At 53.5% G+C, this 24,714-nt stretch carries 16 protein-coding genes, 1 tRNA gene and 1 riboswitch; of the genes, 7 read left to right on the forward strand and 10 right to left on the reverse strand.

From position 1 onward, the window contains the following. Nucleotides 1–75: 75 nt before the first annotated feature. The 8 genes from CRO05_RS06735 to CRO05_RS06770 all read right to left on the reverse strand — a co-directional run bounded on the left by CRO05_RS06735 (nucleotide 76) and on the right by CRO05_RS06770 (nucleotide 11,216). Nucleotides 76–3,048, reverse strand: coding sequence for an EAL domain-containing protein (locus tag CRO05_RS06735; RefSeq protein WP_097066346.1), 2,973 nt, complete (start codon nucleotides 3,046–3,048; stop codon nucleotides 76–78). Next, nucleotides 3,038–4,105, reverse strand: coding sequence for a chemotaxis-specific protein-glutamate methyltransferase CheB (gene cheB, locus CRO05_RS06740; RefSeq protein WP_097066347.1), 1,068 nt, complete (start codon nucleotides 4,103–4,105; stop codon nucleotides 3,038–3,040). Before cheB ends, CRO05_RS06735 begins: the two co-directional genes overlap by 11 nt. A gap of 10 nt (nucleotides 4,106–4,115) precedes the next feature. Beyond that, nucleotides 4,116–6,467 carry a response regulator gene (locus tag CRO05_RS06745; RefSeq protein WP_097066348.1) on the reverse strand — a complete coding sequence of 784 codons (2,352 nt, stop codon included), beginning with the start codon at nucleotides 6,465–6,467 and terminating at the stop codon, nucleotides 4,116–4,118. Between the two features lie 5 nt (nucleotides 6,468–6,472). Beyond that, the gene (locus CRO05_RS06750) at nucleotides 6,473–7,948 is read right to left on the reverse strand and encodes a methyl-accepting chemotaxis protein (RefSeq protein WP_097066349.1); all 1,476 of its coding nucleotides are present in this window, start codon (nucleotides 7,946–7,948) and stop codon (nucleotides 6,473–6,475) included. A gap of 98 nt (nucleotides 7,949–8,046) precedes the next feature. Continuing rightward, nucleotides 8,047–8,691, reverse strand: a complete 645-nt coding sequence (locus tag CRO05_RS06755) for a chemotaxis protein CheW (protein ID WP_200814308.1) — start codon at nucleotides 8,689–8,691, stop codon at nucleotides 8,047–8,049. After that, on the reverse strand, nucleotides 8,684–10,183 hold the full coding sequence (locus CRO05_RS06760) for a CheR family methyltransferase (RefSeq protein ID WP_097066350.1): 1,500 nt from the start codon (nucleotides 10,181–10,183) through the stop codon (nucleotides 8,684–8,686). Before CRO05_RS06760 ends, CRO05_RS06755 begins: the two co-directional genes overlap by 8 nt. 8 nt (nucleotides 10,184–10,191) lie before the next feature. Further along, on the reverse strand, nucleotides 10,192–10,668 hold the full coding sequence (locus tag CRO05_RS06765) for a chemotaxis protein CheW (RefSeq protein ID WP_235001316.1): 477 nt from the start codon (nucleotides 10,666–10,668) through the stop codon (nucleotides 10,192–10,194). A 456-nt stretch (nucleotides 10,669–11,124) separates the two neighbouring features. Beyond that, nucleotides 11,125–11,216: transfer RNA gene (locus CRO05_RS06770), tRNA-Ser, on the reverse strand. A gap of 163 nt (nucleotides 11,217–11,379) precedes the next feature. Here CRO05_RS06770 and CRO05_RS06775 point away from each other — a divergent pair. Continuing rightward, a complete protein-coding gene (locus tag CRO05_RS06775) occupies nucleotides 11,380–11,907 on the forward strand; it encodes an adenine phosphoribosyltransferase (RefSeq protein ID WP_097066351.1) in 528 nt (175 codons plus the stop codon). Nucleotides 11,908–12,037: 130 nt separating this feature from the next. Here the strand turns inward: CRO05_RS06775 and CRO05_RS06780 are convergent, their stop codons facing one another. Beyond that, nucleotides 12,038–13,573: an alginate export family protein gene (locus CRO05_RS06780; RefSeq protein WP_235001317.1), complete on the reverse strand. Its 1,536-nt coding sequence runs from the start codon at nucleotides 13,571–13,573 to the stop codon at nucleotides 12,038–12,040. A gap of 413 nt (nucleotides 13,574–13,986) precedes the next feature. Continuing rightward, entirely contained in the window at nucleotides 13,987–14,400 is a 414-nt protein-coding gene (rnk, locus tag CRO05_RS06785; protein ID WP_097066353.1) for a nucleoside diphosphate kinase regulator, read from the reverse strand. A 401-nt stretch (nucleotides 14,401–14,801) separates the two neighbouring features. Between rnk and CRO05_RS06790 the strand changes: the two genes are divergently transcribed. The 6 genes from CRO05_RS06790 to atzF all read left to right on the forward strand — a co-directional run bounded on the left by CRO05_RS06790 (nucleotide 14,802) and on the right by atzF (nucleotide 24,686). After that, entirely contained in the window at nucleotides 14,802–15,479 is a 678-nt protein-coding gene (locus CRO05_RS06790; RefSeq protein ID WP_097066354.1) for an O-methyltransferase, read from the forward strand. A 223-nt stretch (nucleotides 15,480–15,702) separates the two neighbouring features. Beyond that, nucleotides 15,703–15,821: riboswitch (guanidine-I (ykkC/yxkD leader) on the forward strand. A 252-nt stretch (nucleotides 15,822–16,073) separates the two neighbouring features. Continuing rightward, nucleotides 16,074–17,567, forward strand: a complete 1,494-nt coding sequence (locus tag CRO05_RS06800) for an APC family permease (RefSeq protein WP_097066356.1) — start codon at nucleotides 16,074–16,076, stop codon at nucleotides 17,565–17,567. Between the two features lie 66 nt (nucleotides 17,568–17,633). Further along, the gene (locus CRO05_RS06805) at nucleotides 17,634–18,365 is read left to right on the forward strand and encodes an urea amidolyase associated protein UAAP1 (protein WP_097066724.1); all 732 of its coding nucleotides are present in this window, start codon (nucleotides 17,634–17,636) and stop codon (nucleotides 18,363–18,365) included. Continuing rightward, a complete protein-coding gene (locus CRO05_RS06810) occupies nucleotides 18,362–19,051 on the forward strand; it encodes an urea amidolyase associated protein UAAP2 (RefSeq protein WP_097066357.1) in 690 nt (229 codons plus the stop codon). Before CRO05_RS06805 ends, CRO05_RS06810 begins: the two co-directional genes overlap by 4 nt. A gap of 89 nt (nucleotides 19,052–19,140) precedes the next feature. Beyond that, nucleotides 19,141–22,800, forward strand: coding sequence for an urea carboxylase (gene uca, locus CRO05_RS06815; protein ID WP_097066358.1), 3,660 nt, complete (start codon nucleotides 19,141–19,143; stop codon nucleotides 22,798–22,800). Nucleotides 22,801–22,802: 2 nt separating this feature from the next. After that, on the forward strand, nucleotides 22,803–24,686 hold the full coding sequence (gene atzF / locus CRO05_RS06820) for an allophanate hydrolase (protein ID WP_097066359.1): 1,884 nt from the start codon (nucleotides 22,803–22,805) through the stop codon (nucleotides 24,684–24,686). Nucleotides 24,687–24,714: the final 28 nt, after the last annotated feature.

A 24,714-nucleotide genomic window follows, 5' to 3' on the forward strand; every position in this document is an offset into this window, starting at 1 on the left:
AATGCCTTAGATCGGATCTGCTGGAGCCTGGCCAAAATAATTCATGGAGGATGGGGTGGGGACCTTCCCGTGAAACTAGCTTTTCACAGGGGGGCTGGTGTCCAAAAGAAGTGATTTTTTTTGACGCAGAAGTTCTTCGATCTTCTCTGCTGTAACGCCCGGACTGAACAGATATCCTTGAATCTCATCACATCCAAGCGTCCGTAAAAGTGTCGCTTGCTCCTGGGTTTCAACGCCCTCCGCAACCACTTTGAGACGCAGCGAACGCGCCAAAGATATAATGGCGGAAACAATGTTGAAATCATCCGTGTCGGTAGTCATGTTGACAATGAAGGCACGGTCAATCTTCAGGACATTAACAGGCAGTTTCGCGATATAACTAAGCGAGGAATAGCCTGTCCCGAAGTCATCTATCGCGACCTCGATATTCATGTCTCTTATGCTCTTGAGCTTCTGGATATTCGCTTCTATGTCCTGCATGATCACATTTTCGGTAATCTCGAATTCCAGTCCGATCTCGACACCTTCGGTTGAGTTCAGCACACTTGCAACCATGCTGACAAAGTCTTTTTGCCGTAACTGAACCGGCGAGACGTTGACCGAGATCTTTATCGGATCAAGGCCTAGCGCTCGCCATTTTGCGCAATCCGATATTGCCTTGCTGAGTGCCCAGCGTCCCGCTTCAAGAATCATCCTCGTTTCTTCGAGCAAAGGGATAAAATTCAATGGCGGTATAAGGCCAAATTCCGGATCATGCCAGCGCATCAGCGCCTCAAGTCCGCTGATGTGTCCAGTTCTCAGATCAATTTTTGGCTGATAATGGAGTACCAGCTGTTCCTGTTCCAGGGCTTGGCGCAGCCTGGTTTCAAGCTTCAGCTTCTCGGTAATGCGGGCATTGAATTCGGGAGCGTAAAACAGGTGTCCGTCATAAGAAAGCTTGGCTCTTTTAAGCGCTGTTTCAGCATGCCGTAACAGTGTGTCGGTATCTCGCCCGTCGTCGGGATAAGACGACGTGCCAGCTCGGGCAGAAACGTGCAACTCCTGTCCGCCTACCAGAAAAGGCTGGCTCTGGATCCCGAGCAAAACTTTATCCAGAACACGGACAATGTCCGTACTTTCTCCTGCATGGGCGATGGCGATAGCAAAATGATCCGCCGAAAGATGGGCCAGAATATCCGTCTCCCCGAGTAATTGCTCCAATCTTTGCGCGAACTGACGTAGCATGCTGTCACCCGCCTGATGCCCGAGGGATTCATTGATACTGCTAAATCGTTCGAGGTCGAGAATAATGACAGAAAGCACGCTATGATAGTTCTCAATGGTCGCGATCCGCTGGTTGACGCGATCAAGAAAGAGCGCGCGGTTGGGAAGCTCCGTTACCGCATTGAAAAAAGCCAGGTAATTGATGCGCTCCTCCTTCTTCAAGTGATCCATAGCGAATGAAATATCGCCTGCCATCTCGATCAACAGCGCCATTTCCTCTTCATCAAAGAATCCTGTTTCCGACGCATAGAGCGCAAATATGCCGACCAGTTGCGAGCCCAGGGTTAACGGCAGCACCACCATGGAAGCATAGCCATATTCCAGCGCCCTGGCATGCAGGCGCTCATTGGCAAGATTGTTGCAAATTGCTGGCCCCCTCCGGGCTATCACGTCTGCTATTAACCATGAATCTGCTGAAGATCCATCCACCTTATCCAAATTGAGCTGTGACAGATAACCGTCCTCGCTGCCGGCTTTCGCCCTCGGCGTGACGTTCTTTATATCTGCGTCGAACATACCGATCCAGGCAAGCATAAACTGGCCTTGATTCACCGCGATGCGGCACGCGTCGTCGAAGAGCTCTTGTATTTCTCGTACGCGAACGATAGTAGTGTTAATCCCGCTCAGTACGCTGTAAATCCGGTTTAGCCGGACAACTCTGGCCTCGTAATCCTTGCGCAGAGAGATTTCCGCCGTGAGTGCGGCAGTACGCTGTTTGACCAATTGTTCCATGTTTTCATGCAGCCATGCACGCTCCAGCGCAATGCTGACCTGGTGCCCAACGCCATAAAACATCTCAAGTTCCTTATCCGTAAACACGTCGGGGCCGGTACCCATCAAATTTATGATGCCGCGGTTCTGGTTGCCTATCCGCAAGGGCACGCTGGCGTGGCAAGAGATGTCATCAGTGTATTCTCCCGTTTGCTTGAGCCGGCTGCATCCAGCGATATTCATGGCCTGGGTTGAACTTCCAGCGAAAAAAAAGCGCTGGCATTCGCATGGCTCGCCCGTCGTAGCTACCGACGCCATTAATGAAGGCGATGCGTTTCGTGCGGCAGCCATTCGGATAGTGGCATTGTCGCCCAGGTAGAGCCATCCTGCTTGTAATCCAGGCAGTTCCATTGCATACTCGAGAGCTTTCTCGCATACCTCTTGTTCCGTAACCGCCTGATTCAGGCCCTCGGCGATCCGGTAGAGGCCGTTAAGCAGGTGATTCGCGTGAGCCAGTTCCAACTGCCGTGCGTGGAGTTCATTGTTAAGGCGGATGGCATCTTCATAAATTGAAATTAGCAGATCCAGGATTTGCTGACGTTCAGCAGTTATGAAATGCTTTTTTCCCCCAAGGTAAATTTCCATTCCCATCTGCATTTTCTGATTCTCGCGTAACGCAAGATTCATTAGCAGGTAGCCGATGCGGGAGAGCAGATATTGATTATCATAGGGCTTGCGAATAAAATTGTCCGCGCCGCACTCCAATCCTTTCATAATATCTCTGACATCCGAAAGGGAGGTGAGCAGGATTACCGGTACAAGCTTGAGTTTCTCGTCACGTTTTATTTCCCGGCATAGCATAAATCCATCCATCTCAGGCATCATTACGTCACTGATGATAAGTGCTGGTTTTCGCGCTCGCGCCGCCGTGAGGGCTTGTTGGCCGTTGGATACGGCGGTGACGGAATAGCCGTGCTCCTCAAGCAAGTGTCGAAGTTTTGCCAGTTGGGTCGGACTGTCTTCCGCAAGCAGAATCTCCGCTTTGCTAGCCCTGCTTTCGATGTCACGCGTCACGCTTCAATCTCTCCCTGTCGTTCACCAGATTTGTTAGTGCTGCAGCGATCTTCTCCAACGGCAAGACGAGCGTCGCTGCATTCAGTTTGATAGCTTCGCCTGGCATGCCGTGCACCACAGAACTTTCTTTGTCCTGTGCAAAAGTAACAGCACCATGTTCCTTGAGTAGCCGCAATTCATTTGCCCCATCGCGTCCCATTCCTGTCAGTAGACCAGCTGCGGAATTGCAGCCATAGACGTCGGCAACAGAACGGAAGAGATAGGAGATCGAAGGCCGTAACCCGTGCTCTCGCGCATCTCTGGCCAAGGCAATGGTCCCCTCACGCTCAACTTTCATCTGGTATTCATCAGGCGCGATATAGACATGGCCGGGCAGCAGTAACTCCCCATGTGTGGCTACATGTACTGGTAGACGTGATGAATTCCTTAGCCATTGCGCAAATCCAGTTATGAAACCTGCTGACATATGCTGGACGATCAAAACCGGTACGGGGAACGTTTTTGGAAGAGCAGCCAAAATAACTTCAAGTGCTGGAGGGCCGCCTGTCGAGGCGCCGATGGCAACAATGCTGATTTTTGCGGATTCGCGTGCGGACATTAGGCTTGGCCGACGCGGAATCGCGGTTATCGCCCTCATGCGGGGCCAGCGTCGTATCACCTTCACTTCGGACATTAATCTTACGGTCTGTATCATATCCATGGCCGTCGCGGTGTGATCAGGATGGCCGATGCTCGCCGGACGACGCAGTACCGCCAATGCTCCGGCATCCAGTGCATCGAATGTGGTGGCGATTTCTGAAGGGTCCTCGCTGCCGCTTACGATGACAACAGGTATCGGGTCGGTTTCCATGATCAAGCGTGTGGCCTCCAGCCCGTTCAGTTTGGGCATGTGGATATCCATCGTGATTACATCCGGTTTTTGGCGGCGCACGGCAGCGAGGGCTTCGGCACCGTCGCCCGCTGTGGCGATAACTGTTATGTCCGGATCCGAGCTGAGAATGTGAATCAGAAATTCACGCACTACGGGCGAGTCCTCCACGACTAACACCTTGATCATGTCAAGGAACTCATGCCGGTGTGCCAATAAGACGCTGGATGACCTCCAGCAAATTGCTCTGATCGAAACTGCTTTTTACGATATAGGCATTAGCCCCAGCATCAATGCCGCGTTCCCGGTGCTCGCGGGATTCCAGTGCTGTTACGAGCACCACTGGCAGCGCGGTAAGCTGTTCATCGGCGCGTATTCGGGCGGTGAGGTCAAAGCCGTTCATACGCGGCATTTCGACGTCGGAGACAACCAGATCAAATGTGTCTGTCTTGACGGTTCTGTAAGCGTCAGCCCCATCGACGGCCGTGCCCACACGATAGCCTGCCGACTCCAGGATATTTTTGAGCAGGATCCGTGAGGTGATGGAGTCCTCTACTACTAGAATAGAAAGTTTTTTTATTCTTTCATCAGCTCTATCCGATAGCTGGGCTGCAAAGGTCGCCGCTGCGGCCGGGCGCTTCACGGCCGATCGGAGTAAATCAGCGACGTTGAGTACAGGGGCCACCTCGCCGGAACCCAGTACGCTCGCGCCAGCAATATTCCTTATTCTGATCAATGGCCGGGCCAATGCTTTAACCAGTACCTCCTGTTCACCAAGAATCTCTTCTACAAGAAATGCGAGGCGAACAAGCCCCGACCCAAGCACTACCGCGGCCGCGCTCTTCATGGGTCCGACCTCTGCAGTTTGACGTGGCAATTCCAGGACGTCACTCAACCAGACCAGAGAAACAGCTTGTTCATCTACCAAAATGGTTGCACTATTTTCCACTGTTCGAATCTCCGTAACGCCGATTCGGACCACTCGTTCAATACTTGTCGAGGGAATTACAAAAAGCTGCCCCCCCGCATGGACAAGGACTCCGCGGAAGTTTGCCCGCGTGAGCGGAAGCAAAATATGAAACGATGTTCCTGAATCGGGGCTTGATTTGGCGATGATACGGCCACCCAGGCTTTCGACCTTCTCGCGGACAATCGCAAGTCCGAGTCCGCGTCCCGAAATGTCCGTAATGATGGAGCGGGTGCTTACACCTGACTGGAACGCCAACGCCGTTGCGCCCACTTCATCGAGTTGTTCCGCTTCTTCCGTGGATACGACGTCCAGCCTACAAGCTGCCTCTTTAATCATGGAAAGGTCAATGCCTGCCCCATCATCCGCCACAATTACCTCGGCCGTGCTACTATCCTTTTGCGAGCATGCCAGCGTTATTGTTCCCTTGGCGGGTTTACCCTTGCTTACGCGTACGGCAGGTTGCTCAATACCGTGATCAATGCAATTACGCACGAGGTGAATAAGCGGGTCTTTCATCTCCTCCAGGATCTGCCTGTCGATTTCGAGTTCGCCTCCCTGAATCATCAGTTCCAGGCTCTTCCCCTGTTCGCGTGCCAGTTCCCGTGAAAACCGCGGGAGAATCTTCAGCAACGACGAGAATGGCAATAACTGCATTTCCTTGATGTCCCGCCGCAGGCTGTCGATTATGGTGGCCAGTGCGCGATGGTCCTGATCGGCTGCACACTGGAGCTTTTCCAGTTGATCCTCTAGCACTTTCATCTGGGTTTGCTCGGCATCCAGATATTTGAGCAATCTGGTAAGCTCATGGGCTAGCCGGAAACCAGTGCTAATTTTGAGGTTATGTGTCAACTCGCGATCAATAGCTCGCAATACCGGTTGAATTTTAAGCTGCTGTTTCTTCCACGCCGCAAGTATCGCTGTCGCTTCGCTGAGTTCCTGGACGCGCTGCCCGGCGGCCAGGCGCGGTAGCAATAGTTCCTCAACCTGGCCCATGACTGCATCTAATTTGTCTGCCGCAACCCTGATAGTCGCTGATGCCGGGGTGGGAGCGGCGCTTGGTACGGTCCCGGATACGTGCGCGGCGGAATGGTCATCAGAGCCAGCGGCGCTTGCATAAAGCGCTGGTGGCACGGTCTGAATTGCCGATGCAGGGGCAGCAGACGGGGGTAATGGCCTTGTCAAGGCGCCATCGAGCTGTCTGACGAGTGCGGTCAGCAGCGGTTTGTTTACTCCGGCTGAATTCCCCTCGACGGCAAGGAGTTCAGCTAAGACATCTGTTGCCCGAAGTAGCAGGTCGACAAGTTGAGAGGAGATGGCAAGGCGCTTGTCTTTCATTGCTGACAGCACGTTTTCCAAAGATCGGCAGACTGCTTCGACCTGCGTCAGATTTACGACGCGGGCAGCGCCTTTCAAGCTATGTGCTGCCCGAAAGATCATTTCAACAATTGTGTCTCTTTGTTCAGCCACAGGTGTTTTTTCCAGCACAAGCAGCCCGGAAGCCATGGCATGCAGATGCGCATCTGCTTCAATGCGAAACGTGGCAAGCAGTTTTCCGAGAAACTCATCATTCTTATCTACCATAAGGATTATCTTTGATCGCTATCGGAAGTTTTGCCACCCACCAATAGTTTAAGCTTCCTCCCCATCTCATACAGCCCTTGGGCTGCGAATTCCGCCTGCTTCGTGCCGGCTACGTTCTGCTCGCTCGCCTCTTTGATATTGTTCATGGCCACGACTACCTGATCCATGCCGACCATTTGTTGGTGGCTGGAAGCCGCGATCTGGGTAGCCGCCTGTGCCGCTTCGTTGATGCTTGCCGATAACAGCCGGATTGCTTCATCGGTTTCGTTGGATTGTTTGACTCCGGCCTCCACAGCTTTATTGCCCTGCTCCGTCGCGAGCACCGCAATATTGGTGGCCTTCTGGATATCGCCCAGAATCGTGCGCACTTGTCCGGTTGCCCGCTTGGATTGTTCGGCAAGACTTCTGATCTCCTGTGCCACAACACCGAAGCTCTTGCCTTGCTCTCCTGCCCGCGCGGCTTCAATGGCGGCGTTTACCGCCAGGAGGTTTGATTGTTCAGCTAAGTCGTTGACCGTGGCGATGATCTCGCCAATGGCATGGCTTTGCTCGGATAGTTGCACTATGCTCTCAGCGATGGATTCCATCTGTTCTTGAATGCGATGCATTCCATAAATGGCTTCTTCCACCGACTTGCGGCCAGCTTGGGACACATTCGAAGCTTTCTGCGCACTATCCGAAACATACTTCGCCTTCTGGCTCGCATGCTGTGCAGTCTGTTTCACTTCCTCCACTGTGGCGGAGGTCTCGCTCACTGCAGCTGCGGTTTCAGCTGCGCCTGACGCGACCTGGGTAGTGGTGGCCAGAATTTCTGCCGACGACGACGACAATTGCGCAATACTTTCGCGAAGCTGGCTGGTAATAATGCGGCTAAGGTAGACGCCGATCGTCAGGCCGGCAAGAACCGCAAATAACGAAACCAATGCCAATATGTGCGTAAAAAGGCTTACGTTCTCTGCGAGTTCGGTTCGTCCTTTATCCAGTTGCTTCGATTGCTGCTCATAGAAACGCCTGGCCTTCTCTATGAGCGCCAAGCTCCTGGGACGAAACTCTCGGATGGTAAGCGCGAGTGCTTCCTCATGCCTGCGGTCCAACACCAGTCGGACCGCCTGCTGCTGAGCAAGCTCCAGTTGCTCCTGTAGGGTCTCCAGTCCGTCCAATTGATCAATTCCCTGGCCCGTACTCATCAACTGGCGCATTTTCTCGAAGATCTGTTTAAATTTTTGGTCGTTAACTTGCAGAAGGGATTGATTCTCCTTCAGGAGTTCCGGATAGAGCAGAATTCCCCGGACGTAAGTCTGCTGAGCAAAAGTGAGCGATCTCAACTCATTGGCGCCTTCCAGCAGTCTCTCGTCTACATTTAGAAAACGGTTATAGGTCGCCTCGGTCTGACTAAGCGCATAATAAGCAACGCTGGTAACAAGCACGAGCAGCGTCAGTATGACGACATAGCCACCAATTATCTTCCTGCTGATAGTCATAATTTTTCCTAAAATCTCGATCTGCTAGCAAAGGTCATGAAATCTCAATCCTATGTTCTAGAGGCGACGTCGAAGCACGCACCTTCTCCAAATTTCTCCTAGTCAGCTATTTGCTCCTGCACGACAATGTTTTCGGCGTTAAGAAGTTTTTCCGCATCGAGAAGCGCCATACGATCCGCTGTCACGCCCTTCAGGTAATCCTTCTGAATACTGGTGAGTGTCGGTAGTGGCGGTTGAAGGCCAGCGAGCAGGATATAGCGTACGTTTACGATCTCATCCACCAGGATGCAGAAGCGTATTTTTTCCAATTGCAGTACGATAATCTTGTTGGTATCCGTTAAACCCTGTTCTGGTAATTCGAAAAAATTCTTGATGCTTATTACCGGTAATATCGCACCCCTTAAATTGACGATACCGAGCACAAAGGCTGGTGTGCATGGTAGACGCGTCAGATGCTCCAAGAGGGTCACCTGGAGGACGTAGTGCGTCTCGACTGCATAATGCTCGTTAGCAAGCATGAATTCGAGAACCTCTATAGAGTCATTGTCGGCCACTGCCGACGATGACACCTGGGCCAGCGCATAGGCCCGTGTTTGAAGGATTTGTTGTTCCTTCTCAACAGGCGGAGTCCAGATCCGCTCCGTGGCCTCACGCGCGCTCTTGAGTCGCTGTGCGATCTCGTGAAAATTAATACATGCTAATTTCTTGTCTTTTTGAGGCCGCAGGCCGGGAATGTCAGTCACTGTGCTTGTCTTTCCCAAGTCGAGCAAAGATGCCGAGCCGTGCGGATTCGATAACGTCTTTAAGCCGTCCCATGGTTAGCCCGTTGGATTCCGGCAGAAGCTCATCGTGGGGCCGGAGAGCCAGCAGTGCCAGAGCATTGTCGAAATGGCGCTCCGCTTCGCGATGTTGGTCGTCCAACATGCAAAGGTTGCCCAGCGTGAAGTGAGCGAGCACAAAATCGGGATCGAGATAAAGTGTTCGGATCAAAGATTGTTTCGCTGCTGGGGCTTGCCCCAGCTCTTGCCGTATCGTCGCCAGCAGGTAATGTGCTGCCGGGTTCAGTTTGTTAACCGCAATTGCTTTTCCACACCACCGGGCAGCTTCGGTGAGTTCACCTTGATTGGCATAAGATTGTGCCATATGGCAGAGATCCTCAAATTCGTCATGGACCTCTACATTATTGTCCGTCCCCGCTGCATGAGCGGATATCTCCGGTGTTCCTCTGTTCGATGTTTCTGCCGACACACAGGTAAGGGAAACATGCATTTCCTCATCCTGAAGACATGAAGGTGATGCCAAACCGCGCGCTGGCCCATTCACAGATTCCAGGGGTGGGATCGGATACTCATCAGGCATGGTCTCTCGTGGCGCCAGGCTATCGCTCTTGCGGTAGAGAGTTGCGTCGGGAAAGGCCGTCAGCTCGAACTGTGGAAACAGCTGGCTCGAGACCGAGACTTCCACGGGACTCAAAACAAACCAGCCACCCTTCACGAGCGACCGGTGGAAGCTCTTTCCAATCTTCATTACGCTATCGGGACTGAAGTAAATAAAAACATTGCGGCAAACGATCAAGTCCAGGGCATCGGTACCATTGATAATCGAGGGATAAACTTCCTCTGCGAGGTTAAGATAGGAAAAATTTACCTGTTTACGAATTCGAGGCAGTATCTCGAACCGCCCGTTTTTTCTTGGTTTGAAATATCGTTCTTTAATCCAGCCCGGCGTGGCGCGAAAAGACCACTCGTTGTACACACCGTCCGCCGCTTTATTCAGGAATATTGGATTAATGTCGGTGGCCAGTATTGTGGCATTCGATTCCCCGGTATGCTGGCTTAGCCGGTCAAGAAGTATAGCGATGGAGTAGGGCTCTTCACCTGTACAGCAGCCGGCGCTCCAGATGCGCACCTGCCGGTGTTCTCGGGCGGCGACGCGCATCAATTCTGGCAAAATGCGCCCTTCAAGCACATCAAAGCATCCTTTTTCACGGAAAAAGTAGGTTTCCCCAATGGTCAGATGACTTGCTAGTATCTGGGTCTGTCCTTGCGTCAAGGAAGAGGCGGACAGGAGTTTGCGGATGCATTCCTCCGTATTTGCCATGCCAAGCGCAGGCGCGGCCGCCGCGATACGGTGCTCGAGATCGGTCCAGCATTTTTCCGGGTAATACAATCCCATCGCCATCTCAAGCAGCTTGCTGAATTGGGGGAGCAAGGGATGAGGAAGAGCAGTTTGCATTTTTTGTTTCAGCTGGTGCCCAAGGCCAAATCCAGAGACTGTTCTTCGTCAAGAGAAAGAAACGTGTCGAGATCGTGGATAAGAATCAATCCATCCTCGCACCTTATAATGCCCTCTATATGTTTCAGGCCTCGGACAATATGATCCGCCGGGACCAGGCTATGTTCAGAACATTCGACAACATCCGTAACCGCATCTGCCACGAGCGCTACGGAACGCCGTTCCGTTCGGGCAAAAATAAGCCGGTCGGATAGAGAGAGATCCCTTTTAGGCAGGTTAAAACGCTGGCGGACGTCAATGACGGGAACGATCCGGCCGCCTACATCGACTACCCCCAGCAGAATGTCTGGCGCACTCGATAGTGGAGTGATATGAACCATACGCACCACCCTGTCTACTGCAGACAGATGCATGGCATAACGCTGACCATCCAAAACAAACACGATGTATTGATTGGCCATCCTCACTCGGCCATCAGGTTTCATATGTAATCCAGTTCTGCGCTTTGGTCTAGGAAAGGAATGCTTGAAATTCAGACTGGCTGTACTGACTTCTCCGAATCTGTCCAGGTTACGACATGAAGCCTTGGTCGAGAATTTTGCAACCCAACGATTGCGATGCTGTTGTGATAGTAAAGGCCTATTATTCAGCTCTCTCTTCGAGAGCAGTTATAAGACCACAAAAGAGTAATAGATGAATAGCTGTAGAATCTTACAGGTACGAAACCGGCATTACTGATTCAGGTTTTCAGGGCCGACTTAATGCTTGATCAGGTCTGCGTAGATCCTCTTGTCTCTATTCGCCGGGTTGATAAACCAGGTGTAGAAATGCTCGATCAGGGCGGCTGCTTGCGGCCTTGACCAGGGAGGAAACGATCCGTTCGCCTGAGCCCGTCAACGTTGGATGCGATACAGGAATAGGAATGGATCGACAGGCGAGGTTGGCGGAGAGAGAGGGATTCGAACCCTCGGTACGGTTGAAGCCGTACGCACGCTTTCCAGGCGTGTACCTTAAACCACTCGGCCATCTCTCCTGTTGAAGGAATTCCCGCCGGCAACCGGCAGGGGCGCAAAGGATAAACCAGAACGGCGTTTCCGGCAACTTTTCCGGTACCATAGCGGAAAAGCGCAATCATCCAAAGAGGTATGACGGAGTGTTTAGCGTTCCAAAATTAAAAACCAGAAACAGGACTTGTCATGCAAATCAAATCCCGCATCCGCACCGTCGCACATTATCCCCATGAAGGCATCATGTTCCGGGACATCACTACGTTGCTTAAAGATCCCGTGGGATTGCGCGCTACCATTCAGGAAATTGCCAGCCGCTATAAAGACACCAAGATTGACAAGATTGCCGGTATCGAATCACGTGGTTTCATTATTGGCGCGCCCGTCGCATACGAGCTTGGTATAGGTTTCGTGCCGATACGCAAAAAGGGTAAGCTGCCTGCCGAAACGCGCGGGCGGGATTACCAGTTGGAATACGGCAGCGATCGCATCGAAATCCATGTGGATGCGATTCAGAAAGGGGATCGTGTGCTGCTGGTGGATGATCTCATTGCAACGGGTGGAACAGCAGAGGCCGCCGCTGCATTGATACAGGAAATGGGGGCTGAGGTTGTGGAGTGCTGTTTCGTCATCGATCTGCCGGATATCGGCGGAAGATCGCGGTTGGAGGATAAGGGACTTAAGGTATTCGCGCTGTGCGAATTCGAGGGTGATTGATTTTCATTCGGCATATCGCTGAACGTTATTTTTTTGTTGCTACCGTTAGTTTAGGCTTTGTTAACCCAACCTACTACTCCTAAGATGCAATGCGCTTTGCTTATTGAATCCTGTATTTTATGATTTTGTCTTAAAACCGAAAGTTGTACTGGACATAGAAGAGATCTGGCGAAACACGCGGCGCTTGCGCCTTTAGAAAGTCGCCGGCAAATAGTTTCGAATATCCCACGAGCACGTCCTCGTGCCGGTCGACGTGGATATTAAGACGGAAGTCGATCTCATCGCCGACATAGCTGCCTGACTGGCCTGTCGCGTCCCGCAAGGTGGTGGCGCCTGCGGCGTTGTACAGAAAGTCGCGCTTATTTGCGAGGTAGAACCGGTGATACTGGGCGGTAAATGTAGCCCAGGGCTGGGGATGAAGATTAATCTGGGCGTTGAAATCGTGAATGTTCTGTCTGCCTACCCGATCGATCCAGCCCAGATAATAGTTTCCAAAGGGGAAAAGCTGGTTGAATGTGTTGCGGCTTCCGTCGGTCAGGTTGTTGTCGCCCGAGGCGAAGTCATAACGGAGCCAAAACTGGGGATTCATCGGCGTTCCTTTGAAGTGATAGCCGGCGCCTGAGGCGACGGCGAAGGCCGAAATGTTCTGATTGGAATACTGGCCGAATTGATACATGCCTTCCAGTTCGTACAGGAACTGGTTGTAGTCGCCAGCAAGACGGCTGCCGACTGTATGCACAATCGAGTCGCCCCTCATGTTATTTCTGCCGAGAGCCATACCCCGATTGTCGTCCAGGCTCAGGAAATAAAAATCGGCCAGCTGCCCCTTCCTGGGCTTGTACGTTCCCCATAAACCAAAGAATTCGCGCTTTTCATCCCAGTTATCGAATCTGCCTCTTTCCGTATTCATCGGACGTACCCAGAATGCGTCCAGATCAAATGTCGGGGTGCGCCAGAATCCTTTGACGCCCTGGAAGGTGCGCCGCGTATTGACCCAGTCAAGAGTGGAGATCAGCCTTTGCGAACCATAGAGCAACTCCTGACGGCCTACGCGCAGATAAGCCGGGCCATCTTTGACGTTGGCGATCTTGATATCCGCAAAAAGATTCAGCATGTCGGTGTGATTGACGTCCGTGGGAAGCGGCGTCAAGCCCTGACCAAAGGTACGCGCATCCAGAAACTCGGCAAATAAGCGAACCCGATCCTGATACCAGAAGTCCGCGTGGAATCGGCTGCGGATCAAATGGTAGTTATCGTTTGTGGTGGTTAACCGGGCGTCGGATTCCCGCCCATACCGATACCAGAAGTTGCCTCCGAAAGACAAAAGGAAGTCATCACCGAGATGGATGCGTTTGAGGGGATCAAAAATATTCTTTTCATGCTCCGGCTTTTCCAGGTAGCGGAAATCGATGTCAAAAGCCGGCGTGGTCATGAGCGCATAGGGCGCGTAGGGCGAAACAGGCGGAGCGGAACGCTGGTTCCTGGTTATATGATCCCCCAGCGAGTAGTAACCCGGCCCGGATGGTGCTATCGTAAACATACCCGGACGGGATGGAGCCGTTACGGGAGGAACTTTCGACCAGTCAAATCGGGTGCCGTTTTCCGGCTCCGCCGCGCGAACCTGGAGGGCGATTCCCAGGATTCCTGCAAAAAGACAGAATTTCAAAAAGGATTCAAGCCTGCGTATTGCAGGTGTGGCAGAAAACGTATTCGGCCGGATGGGATTTATGCTTATGGCTTGAGAAGCCGGACAACTGGGCAGGCTCATGGTGGGGAGGTCGCGATTTTCAGGTCAAAAATTGGCCGCAACTATAGCAGAGCCGGGCTGAATTTTAAACAGCTGAACAATTGATAGCGGTTTTTATACAGGTTCCCAGGGCCTGGATATGAAAGATAGATACGGTGCAATGCGCCTCGCTTATTGCACCCTGTATCGTACTGTGGTGAATATGAAGATTGAATAGATGCAATGTGCAACGCGTTTTGCTTATTGCATCCTGCATTGTACGCCGAACCATCGAACCGTCAGGCCCCCTTACTCCGATTGCAATTTATGCTGGTTTCGATTGAGGCGCTTCTCTAACGATAGAATTTTCCTTCACGTTCCGGTTGATAGACGATTTCCACTATCCGTACCTTTATCGTGCCTCCGCCGGGGCGGGGCCACTCTATCTCATCCCCGGTGGAAAGACCAAGGAGCGCGCCGCCAACGGGTGCGAGAATGGAAATTTTATCTCCGGTGCCATCGACATCTTTCGGATAGACCAGGGTCAGGCAGAAGTCTTCTCCCGACGAATCAATACTGAAGCGCACGGTTGAATTCATGGTTACCACGGAAGGCGGAATCTGCTCTGGCTCGACAATTTCCGCGCGATCGAGTTCTGCCCGCAGATCCGCGCTCCCAGGGAAGGCATTGGCAGGCAGCGACTCAAGCAAGGTTTCGAGCCTGTCCAGGTCCTGAGATGTCAATACAATTTGCGGTCTGCTAGTCATTTCAGCCTCGTTTCAAGTTTGATTAAATTTACAGGCAGGGGACAGTATCGCCTGAGAGTACCGCGAGAATTTCGTGAGCCCGCGCCAGGTTCAATATGTTGCGATTGGGTTTCCCGTCGGCCGCGCTGGATCACTCACCTGCGCTCAGCGTCAAATCCCGGCACGTGGCGAGTCCCATCCGTACAGCCAATTGGGGGGAGAATGCAATTGTACACCAAACCGTGCCCTTATTGTCCGGCTAGCCCTGAATAATTGCCGGCAGCCCTTTTGACCCCGGCAGTCAGTCCCTGGTCCCGCCGTGGCCGTTGACCCACCTTTGTGTTGAGCGTAGAGTCAAATCATGGAGTCGAATTCAGCACACTGTTTAAATTCCTGTTTATTTTTCGAGGAGTAATGACAATATGCAATCCCCAACCATTGTGAATCCTTCCCTGCTCGACCCGGTCAATCCGGCAGTTGACAAATATATGCGCAGCCTGGTGGGTCAAACGGACCATCCCGTTCTGGCCGAGATGGAGGCTGTCGCGGCAAAAAACAATTTTCCTATCGTTGGCCGGTTGGTGGGTATTTTTCTCGAGACACTGGCAAAGACCATCAATGCTGAGCGCATATTCGAGTTTGGCAGCGGCTACGGTTATTCCGCCTATTGGTTCGCAAAGGCGGCTGGCCCGGATGGACGAGTGATTTGCACTGACGGGGACCCTCTCAATAAGGAAAAGGCTGAGCAATATCTCAAGTCTACAGGTTTATCGAAAAGAGTCGATTTCTGCGTAGGGATGGCCCAGGAGATATTCACGCAGACTGAAGGGTTGTTCGACATTTGCTACAACGATGCCGACAAGGGCGATTATCCCCAGATTTGGAATATGGCAAAAGACCGGGTTCGCCCCGGCGGTCTTTACATCGCGGATAATGTGCTTTGGCATGGAAGAGTGGCGGTGGAACATTATGTCGATATTGTTCCCGGCTGGACCGAAGCCATTCTTGAGCACAATATGCTCATTTTCAATGATCCCGAATTTGACGCTTTTATCAATCCCACGCGTGATGGTGTTGTCGTAGCCCGAAAAAAAACGTAGCAACGTTTTCGACGTTTGTCTGTACTGGCTCATGCTCGCGTTGATTCAAGCCAGATGTGGGACAGATCAAAAAATACAACTTATTGTTGTTTTTCTGGATAAGGTGTGTAGAATTTAATTTCAGTAATAGTTGTAGTGTTGTAGTTGTAATAGCTGTGCTTCAATATTGACGCGCTCTTTCCCAAGACATTATGTCAAAGGGCGTCAAATGGTACGGCTGATGTAGATGAGAAACTAGGGTTCCGGCTTCCTCTTCCTTATTAGCTGATTGGAAGTGTCTGGTCCGAGAGTTTCCGGCTTCGTCATGACGAGGCTCCACGGAGGGATAAAAACCCGGGAGATAATGTAATCAAATACATTGACTCTTGGAATTTAACCCGCTGATAAAGGAGACTTGATCATGCACTTCTCTTCCGTATTTTTCTCCTTTTTTGCGATCACCGGCCATATCTCGGCTATCTCGGGTACATCGGGTACCGTGAGGACGGAGAGACTTTCAGTTTCCCTGAATGGCGTTTTTGCCAGCACGAACAGGCTCGTGAATTATCCGCCCGGCGGAATGGTTATGCTCTTTTCGAAAGAGGCGCCAGGCCGATGAAGGCAAACGGGAACAAGCATTCTCCTGCGACCTCCGCCGTGGCACCCGCCAAGCCCGCCACTGCCGCCACGGCCGCCACTGCCGATAAGCTCCACCGCAGCATGAGCGTCTGGAACAGCTTTACCCTCGGTTTTGCCGTTGTTTCGCCAGTGGTTGGGCTCTACGCCATCATTAGCGTACAGACAGTCGTCACGGGGGGCGGTTGGTTTGCCGCGCTGGCTACCTGTCTGGTGATGCAGTTGCTGGTCGCTACTGTCTATGCGGAGCTGTCCTCGCAATTCCCGATCGCAGGCGGTGCTTACAAGTGGGCCCGCCAACTCGGCGGTGTCGCGGCGGGACAATTCGCCGGGGTCATCTACGTCAGCTCCACCATTGCAATGCTAACCACAACCGCCTACACCGGCGGCGTCTGGCTTTCCATTTTTTTTGGAGCCGAGAGCCAAACCGGGCACGCGCTGGTGATATGGGGCGCGGTGTTTCTACTGCTGTGCGCCTTGCTCAACCTCGCTCACATCAATATCTTCAAGCTGGTAATCACACTGGGGGTATATGCGGAGGTGGTTGGATCGCTTGGCGTGGCGCTTCTATTGTTTTTATTCTTCCGGCAACATCCTTTTTCCGAGTTATTCCAGCATCTGGGTACTGGCACGGCGCCCAGCGAGACCTCGGCATTTTTGGCAGCGCTCGCCATCGCTGGCTGGGCATTCATTGGTTTTGATGCCTGCTCCACCATCGCTGAGGAAACGCATGAGCCAAAGCGAATGGTGCCGCGCGCCATCTTCTTTTCCTTGTGCGTAGTGGGGTCGGTGGTGCTCTTCAATTCCGCTGCGCTGACGCTGGCATTCGACCACGCTACGCTGCTTGGCGCCAGCGCCACGTCGGACCCCATCACTCCCGTGATAGCCGGCAGCTTTGGAGAATGGGCCGAGAAACCCTTTTTGGGCATCGTCATGGTTGCGTTCCTCGCTTGTGGGGCATCCGTCGTGAAATATACCTCGCGTATCGTTTATTCAATGGCCCGCGAAGGCAATATGCCCGCTGTGCTAAGCCGATTGGCGGCAGACAGGACGCCGCGCAATGCGGTTTTATGTACCGTATCGCTGGCTGGCCTGGGGTTGCTGTTCGGGTTGAACGATGGGGCGGTGGCCACCGTGATTGCCTTTGGCACGGGAGGGCTCTACGCCATGTTTTCCATGACGACCGGGGTCGGCTTGTACACCCGCCTTACAGGCCGATGGAACCCGGATCTGGGGGAGTTGAAGCTGGGCGTCCGGGGGCTGGTGATCAATACAGTGGCTTTCATCTGGTCGGTATTTGAACTCGTCAATATCGCCTGGCCCCGCCCTTATGCCACCGCGCCTGATGCACCCTGGTGGCAGCTCTGGGCCGTGCCCCTGGTGCTGGGCAGTATCGTGAGCATTACGGCCCTCTACATCCTGACGAATAAAATTCGAAAAAAAGCTGCTTCAAAAAGTGTGGCGCCGCAGTGAATGAGCTATGCATATATCTGGAAATTCGATTCAAGTGAAAAATTTATCGCAATGAGGAGAAAAAATATGAACCAACCGGATGCATATATTTGGGAACAACATATCCCTGGCGGATGCCACTGGTCTGGCATCGTGCGGCGGGGAACGACGCTGCGTTTAGTGGATATGACAGGCGGAGCAAATGCCGCGGTACTATTTTTCAACCAGGAAGAAAAACTGGAACGCTACAACATGGCGGATACGCTTAAATCCCAGCACACCTTCCGCCTGACCAAAGGGCATGCCTGCCACTCGGACATGGGGCGCATTTTCTGCTGCATTACGGAGGATACATCAGGCTGGAACGATACCGTCTGCGGCATGAGCGATGCCGACCTGATACGCCGGAAGTACGGAACGGGACGGTATCAGGAGCTTCGTAACGAAATGTTTCGCAGCGGGCTGGATGGGATGTTGATCGAATTGGCAAAGTGGGGTCTGGGCATGCGTGACGTGGTATCCAATATCAATTTCTTCAGCAAGGTGACCGCCAACTCGTCAGGCGAATTGACATTTCATCCGGGCAACAGCAAAGCCGGAGATTATGTGGATTTGAGTTTCGAAATGGACACGCTGATGGTGTTATCCGCAGCGCCGCATCCACTTGATCCGGCAGAGGCTTATAAGCCCGGCGCAGTCAACATGGCGGCTTTCATGACGCCATCCTCGGCGGTTACGCAATGCACGCGCATTTCCGAGAATCTGCGCGCCCTGCAAAATACCCAGCGTTTATATGCCTGTCATGGAGGTGCCGTATGAATACGAATACGAAGCGATTTGCGGAAAGCAGGCTCGATCCTGAAGTTGCGGTGGTGGATGAGATCTGCGCCGCGGGGGAGCCATGGACCAAGCTGGTCACGGAGGGGCAAGTATTCCGTATCGTCGATCTGGAGGGTAATCAGGCTGTCGATACGTTGTTCTTCAATGCATCCCATGCCTTTGAACGATATAGCGCAACCGATACCATTCGCCGGCAGAAGAGACTCTATCTGACTACCGGCAGCAAGCTTTACTCCAACTTCGGCAATGTCATGCTCACTATCGTCGCGGATACATGCGGACGGCATGACACGCTGGGAGGCGCATGCGCGGCCGAAAGCAACACGGTGCGCTATGCGCTGGAAAAATTTCCGATGCACAGTTGCCGCGACAACTTCCTGCATGCGCTGACGCATGAACCGGTTTGCGAGCATCTCGGCATAAATAAGCGCGATCTCCCCAGTAACATCAATTTTTTCATGAATGTGCCGGTGTCGGAAGAGGGCAGCCTGGAGTTTGTGGATGGCGTATCCGCGCCGGGCAAGTATGTGGAGATGAAAGCTGAAATGGACGTGGTGGTGCTGATTTCGAACTGCCCGCAATTGAACAATCCATGCAACGCCTACAACCCCACGCCGATCCGCCTGCTGATCTGGGATGATCCCGACGACATGACATTCGATTAGATATTTTTTGAATTAGCCCTTGAATTCGCCCTGGTGTTTTCCTGGAATCATCCAGCGCAGTTCGACTCACCGCCAACAGGGAATAGATTATGTTCGAGAAAGTATTAATAGCCAATCGCGGCGCCATCGCCTGCCGCATCATCCGCACGCTGCGCCGCATGAACGTTAAAAGCGTGGCGGTCTTTACCGACGCCGATGCGCTGTCCCGGCACGTGATCGAAGCGGATGAGGCATATTGCATCGGCAGTGGCGTTGCCGCGGAAAGTTATCTGCGCGCAGACAAGATCCTGGAAGTCGCCAATCGGGCTGGTGCAAAGGCCATTCATCCCGGATACGGCTTCCTCAGCGAGCAGGCTGAATTCGCTGAGCAATGCGCGCTGGAAGGTATTTGCTTCATCGGCCCCACTCCACAGCAGATGCGTGCTTTCGGCCTGAAGCATACGGCACGCGAACTGGCATTGCAGAACGATGTGCCGCTGCTGCCCGGAACCGGCTTGCTGGAAGACGTGGAAGACGCACTCCGTCAGGCGGCGCATATTGGTTATCCCGTCATGCTGAAGAGTACGGCGGGGGGCGGCGGTATTGGAATGCGCTTGTGCTGGAATAAAGAAGAGTTGAGCGCGGCGTACGAATCGGTGAAATACCTCGCGCAAAACAATTTCAAGGACGCCGGCCTATTCCTGGAAAAATATGTCGAGAATGCGCGCCATATCGAAGTGCAAATTTTCGGCGACGGCAAGGGCGGCGTCATTGCGCTGGGCGAACGCGATTGTTCCATGCAACGGCGCAACCAGAAGGTGATCGAGGAAACACCCGCGGTCCACCTGCCCCCCCATTTACGCCAGGCTCTGCTGGACGCCGCAGTACGTTTGGGCAAAGCCGTCGACTATCAGTGCGCTGGTACCGTGGAATACATCTTCGACGCATCCACTGGCGAATTCTATTTTCTTGAGGTGAACACGCGCCTGCAGGTGGAGCACGGCGTGACTGAAGAGGTAACCGGTATCGACCTGGTGGAATGGATGGTGCGGCAAATCGCTGGAGACCTGCCGCCATTGGATTCATTCGACATACAGCCGAGCGGTGCCTCGATTCAGGTCCGCGTGTACGCCGAGAATCCGGCCAGGGATTTTCAACCGTCGTGCGGCACGCTCACCGCAGCCGAGTTTCCGCCGCCATCTGCGGCAAGAGTCGAAACCTGGGTGGAACGCGGCGTCGAGATATCTCCGTTCTATGATCCCATGCTGGCAAAAATTATCGTGCATGCGGCCGACCGGGAGCAGGCCATTGCCAAGCTCCTGGCTGCGTTGGATGCAACCGCGTTGCAGGGAGTTGAAACCAATTCAGGCTATCTCAAACAGATTCTGGACGGCGAGATGTTTCGCAGCGGCTGCCATACAACGAACTTCCTGAATGGCTTTCATTACATTGGCCACACTATCGACGTCATCAGTCCCGGTGTGCAGACCACGGTGCAGGACTATCCTGGGCGGACCGGCTACTGGAGTGTTGGCGTGCCGCCATCGGGCCCGATGGATAGCTTGGCGTTCCGGCTGGCCAATCGTCTGGTTAACAATACCGAAGATAAGGCCGGGCTCGAAATCACCCTCGCCGGCCCGACCCTGCGCTTCAACTGCGACAGCGTAATCGCAATAGGCGGCGCGCCTATGGAGGTGCGGCTGGACGGCGAGCCTCTGGCGTATTGGCAATCGCATCCAGTCAAGGCTGGCTCGTTATTGCAGTTCGGTAAACTCGTGGATCATGGCTGCCGCGCTTATCTGGCGGTTCAAGGCGGTTTTCAGGTTCCGGATTATCTAGGCAGCAAATCCACTTTTACTCTCGGCCAGTTTGGGGGGCACGCCGGGCGCACTCTTGTAACCGGCGATGTATTGCATATCGTGGATGCCAAAGAGAGCAAGAAGGTCCGGGGCGCCCGTGCCCAACGCACGCTGGTGGAGGAATTGATTCCCCATTACAGCGATAAATGGGAAATCGGTGTGCTGTATGGCCCGCACGGTGCGCCGGATTTTTTTACCGAGGACGATATTCAAACACTTTTCACGGTTGACTGGAAAGTGCATTACAACTCAAGCCGCAGCGGTGTGCGTCTCATTGGCCCAAAACCGCATTGGGCGCGCAGCGACGGCGGTGAAGCAGGGTTGCATCCCTCCAACATCCACGACAATGCGTATGCGCTGGGCACGGTGGATTTTACCGGTGACATGCCGGTAATACTGGGTCCGGACGGCCCCAGTCTGGGCGGTTTCGTTTGTCCGGTCACCATCGTTCAGGCCGAATTATGGAAAATGGGGCAACTTAAACCGGGCGACAGCGTACGTTTTTGCCGGCTGTCGATGGATCACGCACTTGCACTGGAAAAATTGCAGGATGCAACGCTAAAGCATCTTCGGGTTCCAGAAGTGATCCCGCCAATGCCTGAGCCAGGGAGATCGGCGGCGGCAACGCCGGTTCTCTACTTCATTCCGCAAAGCGCCCGCCAGGTTCAGGTGGTATACCGCCAGGCGGGCGATAAAAATCTGCTGGTCGAGTATGGGCCGCTGGAACTGGATCTCAATTTGCGCTTTCGCGCGCACGCGCTCATGGAATGGCTCATGGAACGGTCCGGGCGCGCCACTGATACAGGCCGGCTCAAAGGCATTCTGGATCTGACGCCAGGCATCCGCACTTTGCAAATCCATTTCGATTCACGCGTGCTTTCGCGCGACAAGCTGCTGGATGTTCTGATTGCTGCGGAAAAGAATCTGCCGGATATCGAGCAAATGGAGGTTCCCACTCGCGTCGTATATCTCCCGTTGTCGTGGGACGACGGCGCAACGCGGTTGGCAATCGAGAAATACATCCAGTCCGTGCGCAGCGATGCGCCCTGGTGCCCGAGCAATATCGAGTTCATCCGCAGGATCAATGGACTGGCGAAGACCGAGGAGGTGCAGAATATCCTGTTCGAGGCGAGCTATCTGGTGATGGGGCTAGGCGATGTATATTTGGGCGCCCCCGTGGCAACGCCGGTGGATCCTCGTCATCGCCTCGTCACCACCAAGTACAACCCTGCGCGCACATGGACGCCTGAAAATGCTGTAGGCATAGGCGGGGCTTACCTGTGTATATATGGCATGGAAGGTCCGGGTGGTTATCAGTTTGTCGGTCGCACCGTACAAATGTGGAATCGGTATCGCCAGACGGCCGATTTCAAGGAAGGCAAGCCATGGCTACTTCGTTTCTTCGATCAAATTCGTTTTTATCCGGTTAGCGAGAGCGAATTGCTCAAGCTGCGCAGGGATTTTATAACCGGGCACTTCAAACTGCGGATCGAGGAAACTACGTTCAGTTTGAAACAGTACAACGCGTTCCTGCAACAGAACTGGGTGGAAATAAGTGCCTTCAAGGCCAGGCAGCAAGCCGCCTTTGAAGCCGAGCGCGAACGCTGGAAAATTGAGGGTAGGGCAGAGTACGTGAGCGAGACCACGCTTGAGGAAGCGGATACGCAAAGCGAACTGGATCTGCCAGAAGGCGCACAAGCCATAAGCGCACACGTAACCGGTACAGTATGGAAGCTTCTGGTAGAGGAAGGGCAGCGCATCGAAATGGGAAACCCGGTTGTGGTAGTCGAATCCATGAAAATGGAATTCGCCGTGGAGGCGCCCATCAGTGGCACGGTGCGGAAGCTATTTTGCAAGCAAGGCGGACACGTGGCCGCGGGGCAGATGTTGCTTATCGTTCAGGGAGAGTGAATATGGACAAGCTGCTATCACTAGAAAGCCTGGACGACATCCCATCCCTGCTTCAATGCTATGCCAGCGGCGAGTTGACTCCAAGCCGGATGGTAGAGGCGGTTCATGCTGAAATTCGCGAGGACTCCGATCATGTCTGGATCTACACGCTACCGCTGGAATCGTTGAGGCAGTATGCCCTTGCAGCGGAAGAAAAAGGGATGGCGGCATTGCCGCTGTATGGTATTCCCTTCGCCATCAAGGACAATATCGACTTGGCCGGCGTACCAACCACAGCGGCTTGCCCGGCGTTTGCATACACCCCGCAACGCAGTGCAACGGTAGTTCAGAGATTGATCGATGCCGGTGCGATTCCCATTGGCAAGACCAATCTGGATCAGTTCGCCACCGGGTTGAACGGCACCCGTTCTCCCTATGGCGCTTGCCGCAACGCATTTAATCCCGAATACATTTCGGGAGGTTCGAGCTCGGGCTCGGCGGTAGCGCTAGCAAAAGGTCTGGTTTGCTTCAGCCTGGGAACCGATACCGCGGGTTCCGGCAGAGTTCCCGCCGCGTTCAATAATCTGATCGGGTATAAGCCAACGAGAGGCTGGCTTTCCACGCGCGGTGTTGTTCCCGCCTGTCGCTCGCTGGATTGTGTTTCCATCTTTGCCCTTACCGCTGCTGATGCGGAGCGTCTTCTTGAAGTAGCCGCCGGCTACGATGCCGAAGATATTTATTCGCGCCAGAGAAAGGGCAGTGACAACGATTTCAGCTTGCAACGGTTCCGCTTTGGTGTACCTCGCCAGCAACAACTGCAATTCTTTGGCAATAACGAGAGTGAGCGTCTGTTCACGGAGGCTGTGGCAAAACTGCAAGCTTTGGGCGGAGAGGCCATCGAGATAGACTTTACGCCCTTTCAGGAAGCAGCGCGCCTGCTCTATGACGGCCCTTGGGTGGCCGAACGTTATGCCGCGATTCAACAGTTTTTTGACGTGCACAGCGACCAGGTGATTCCTCCCGTGCGGGAAATAATTGCTGGCGCACACCGATATTTCGCTGCGGATGCATACAACGGCTTGTACCGGTTGCATGCACTTAAACGTCGGGCTGATTATATCTGGACGGACATGGATTGCCTGTTGACCCCAACCGCCGGAACCATCTATACGATAGAGGCGATGCAGGAAGACCCCGTACGTCTTAATGCGAATCTTGGCTATTACACCAATTTCATGAATCTTCTGGATTATGCCGCAGTGGCGGTACCCGCCGGATTCCAGAACGATGGATTGCCTTTTGGCATAACGCTGGCGGCGCCAGCCCATCAGGATGAGCGGTTGCTGCATCTTGCCGGATGTATTCAACAAGCCTATGGGTTATCTCTTGGCGCTGCCGGCGTTCCCGTGCGAAACGAATATCCGTCAGAAAAGGCTTCATCCCAAGTCCCGACACAGGACTTGCAGTCCAGTTCGTCATCTGCCCCATCTGACCAGGTACGGGTGGCCGTCTGCGGCGCGCATTTGTCCGGCTTGCCGTTGAATGGACAACTGACCAGCCGCAACGGGCGACTAATGGCGAGCACAACCACTTCCTCTGATTATAAACTCTACGCCCTGCCGGGAGAGCCCCCGAAGCGTCCGGGAATGGTGCGCGTGGACAGGAATGAGCAGGGAGTAGCCATCGAAGTCGAGGTTTGGGAATTACCAGTGCGTGAATTCGGCAGCTTTGTGGCGGGTATACCCGCGCCACTGGGCATCGGCACCATTACTCTGGCGGACGGCACAGCGGTACAAGGCTTTTTATGCGAGCGCTATGCGGTTGCGGATGCCGAGGATATTAGCCGATTTGGAGGCTGGCGAGGGTACTTGCAACAACTTGGCAAGTCTAGGCTCAGGACTCATTGATCTCATGGTTCACGAATAGGATCAGATG

Source organism: Nitrosovibrio sp. Nv4, assembly GCF_900215485.1.
GTDB lineage: Bacteria > Pseudomonadota > Gammaproteobacteria > Burkholderiales > Nitrosomonadaceae > Nitrosospira.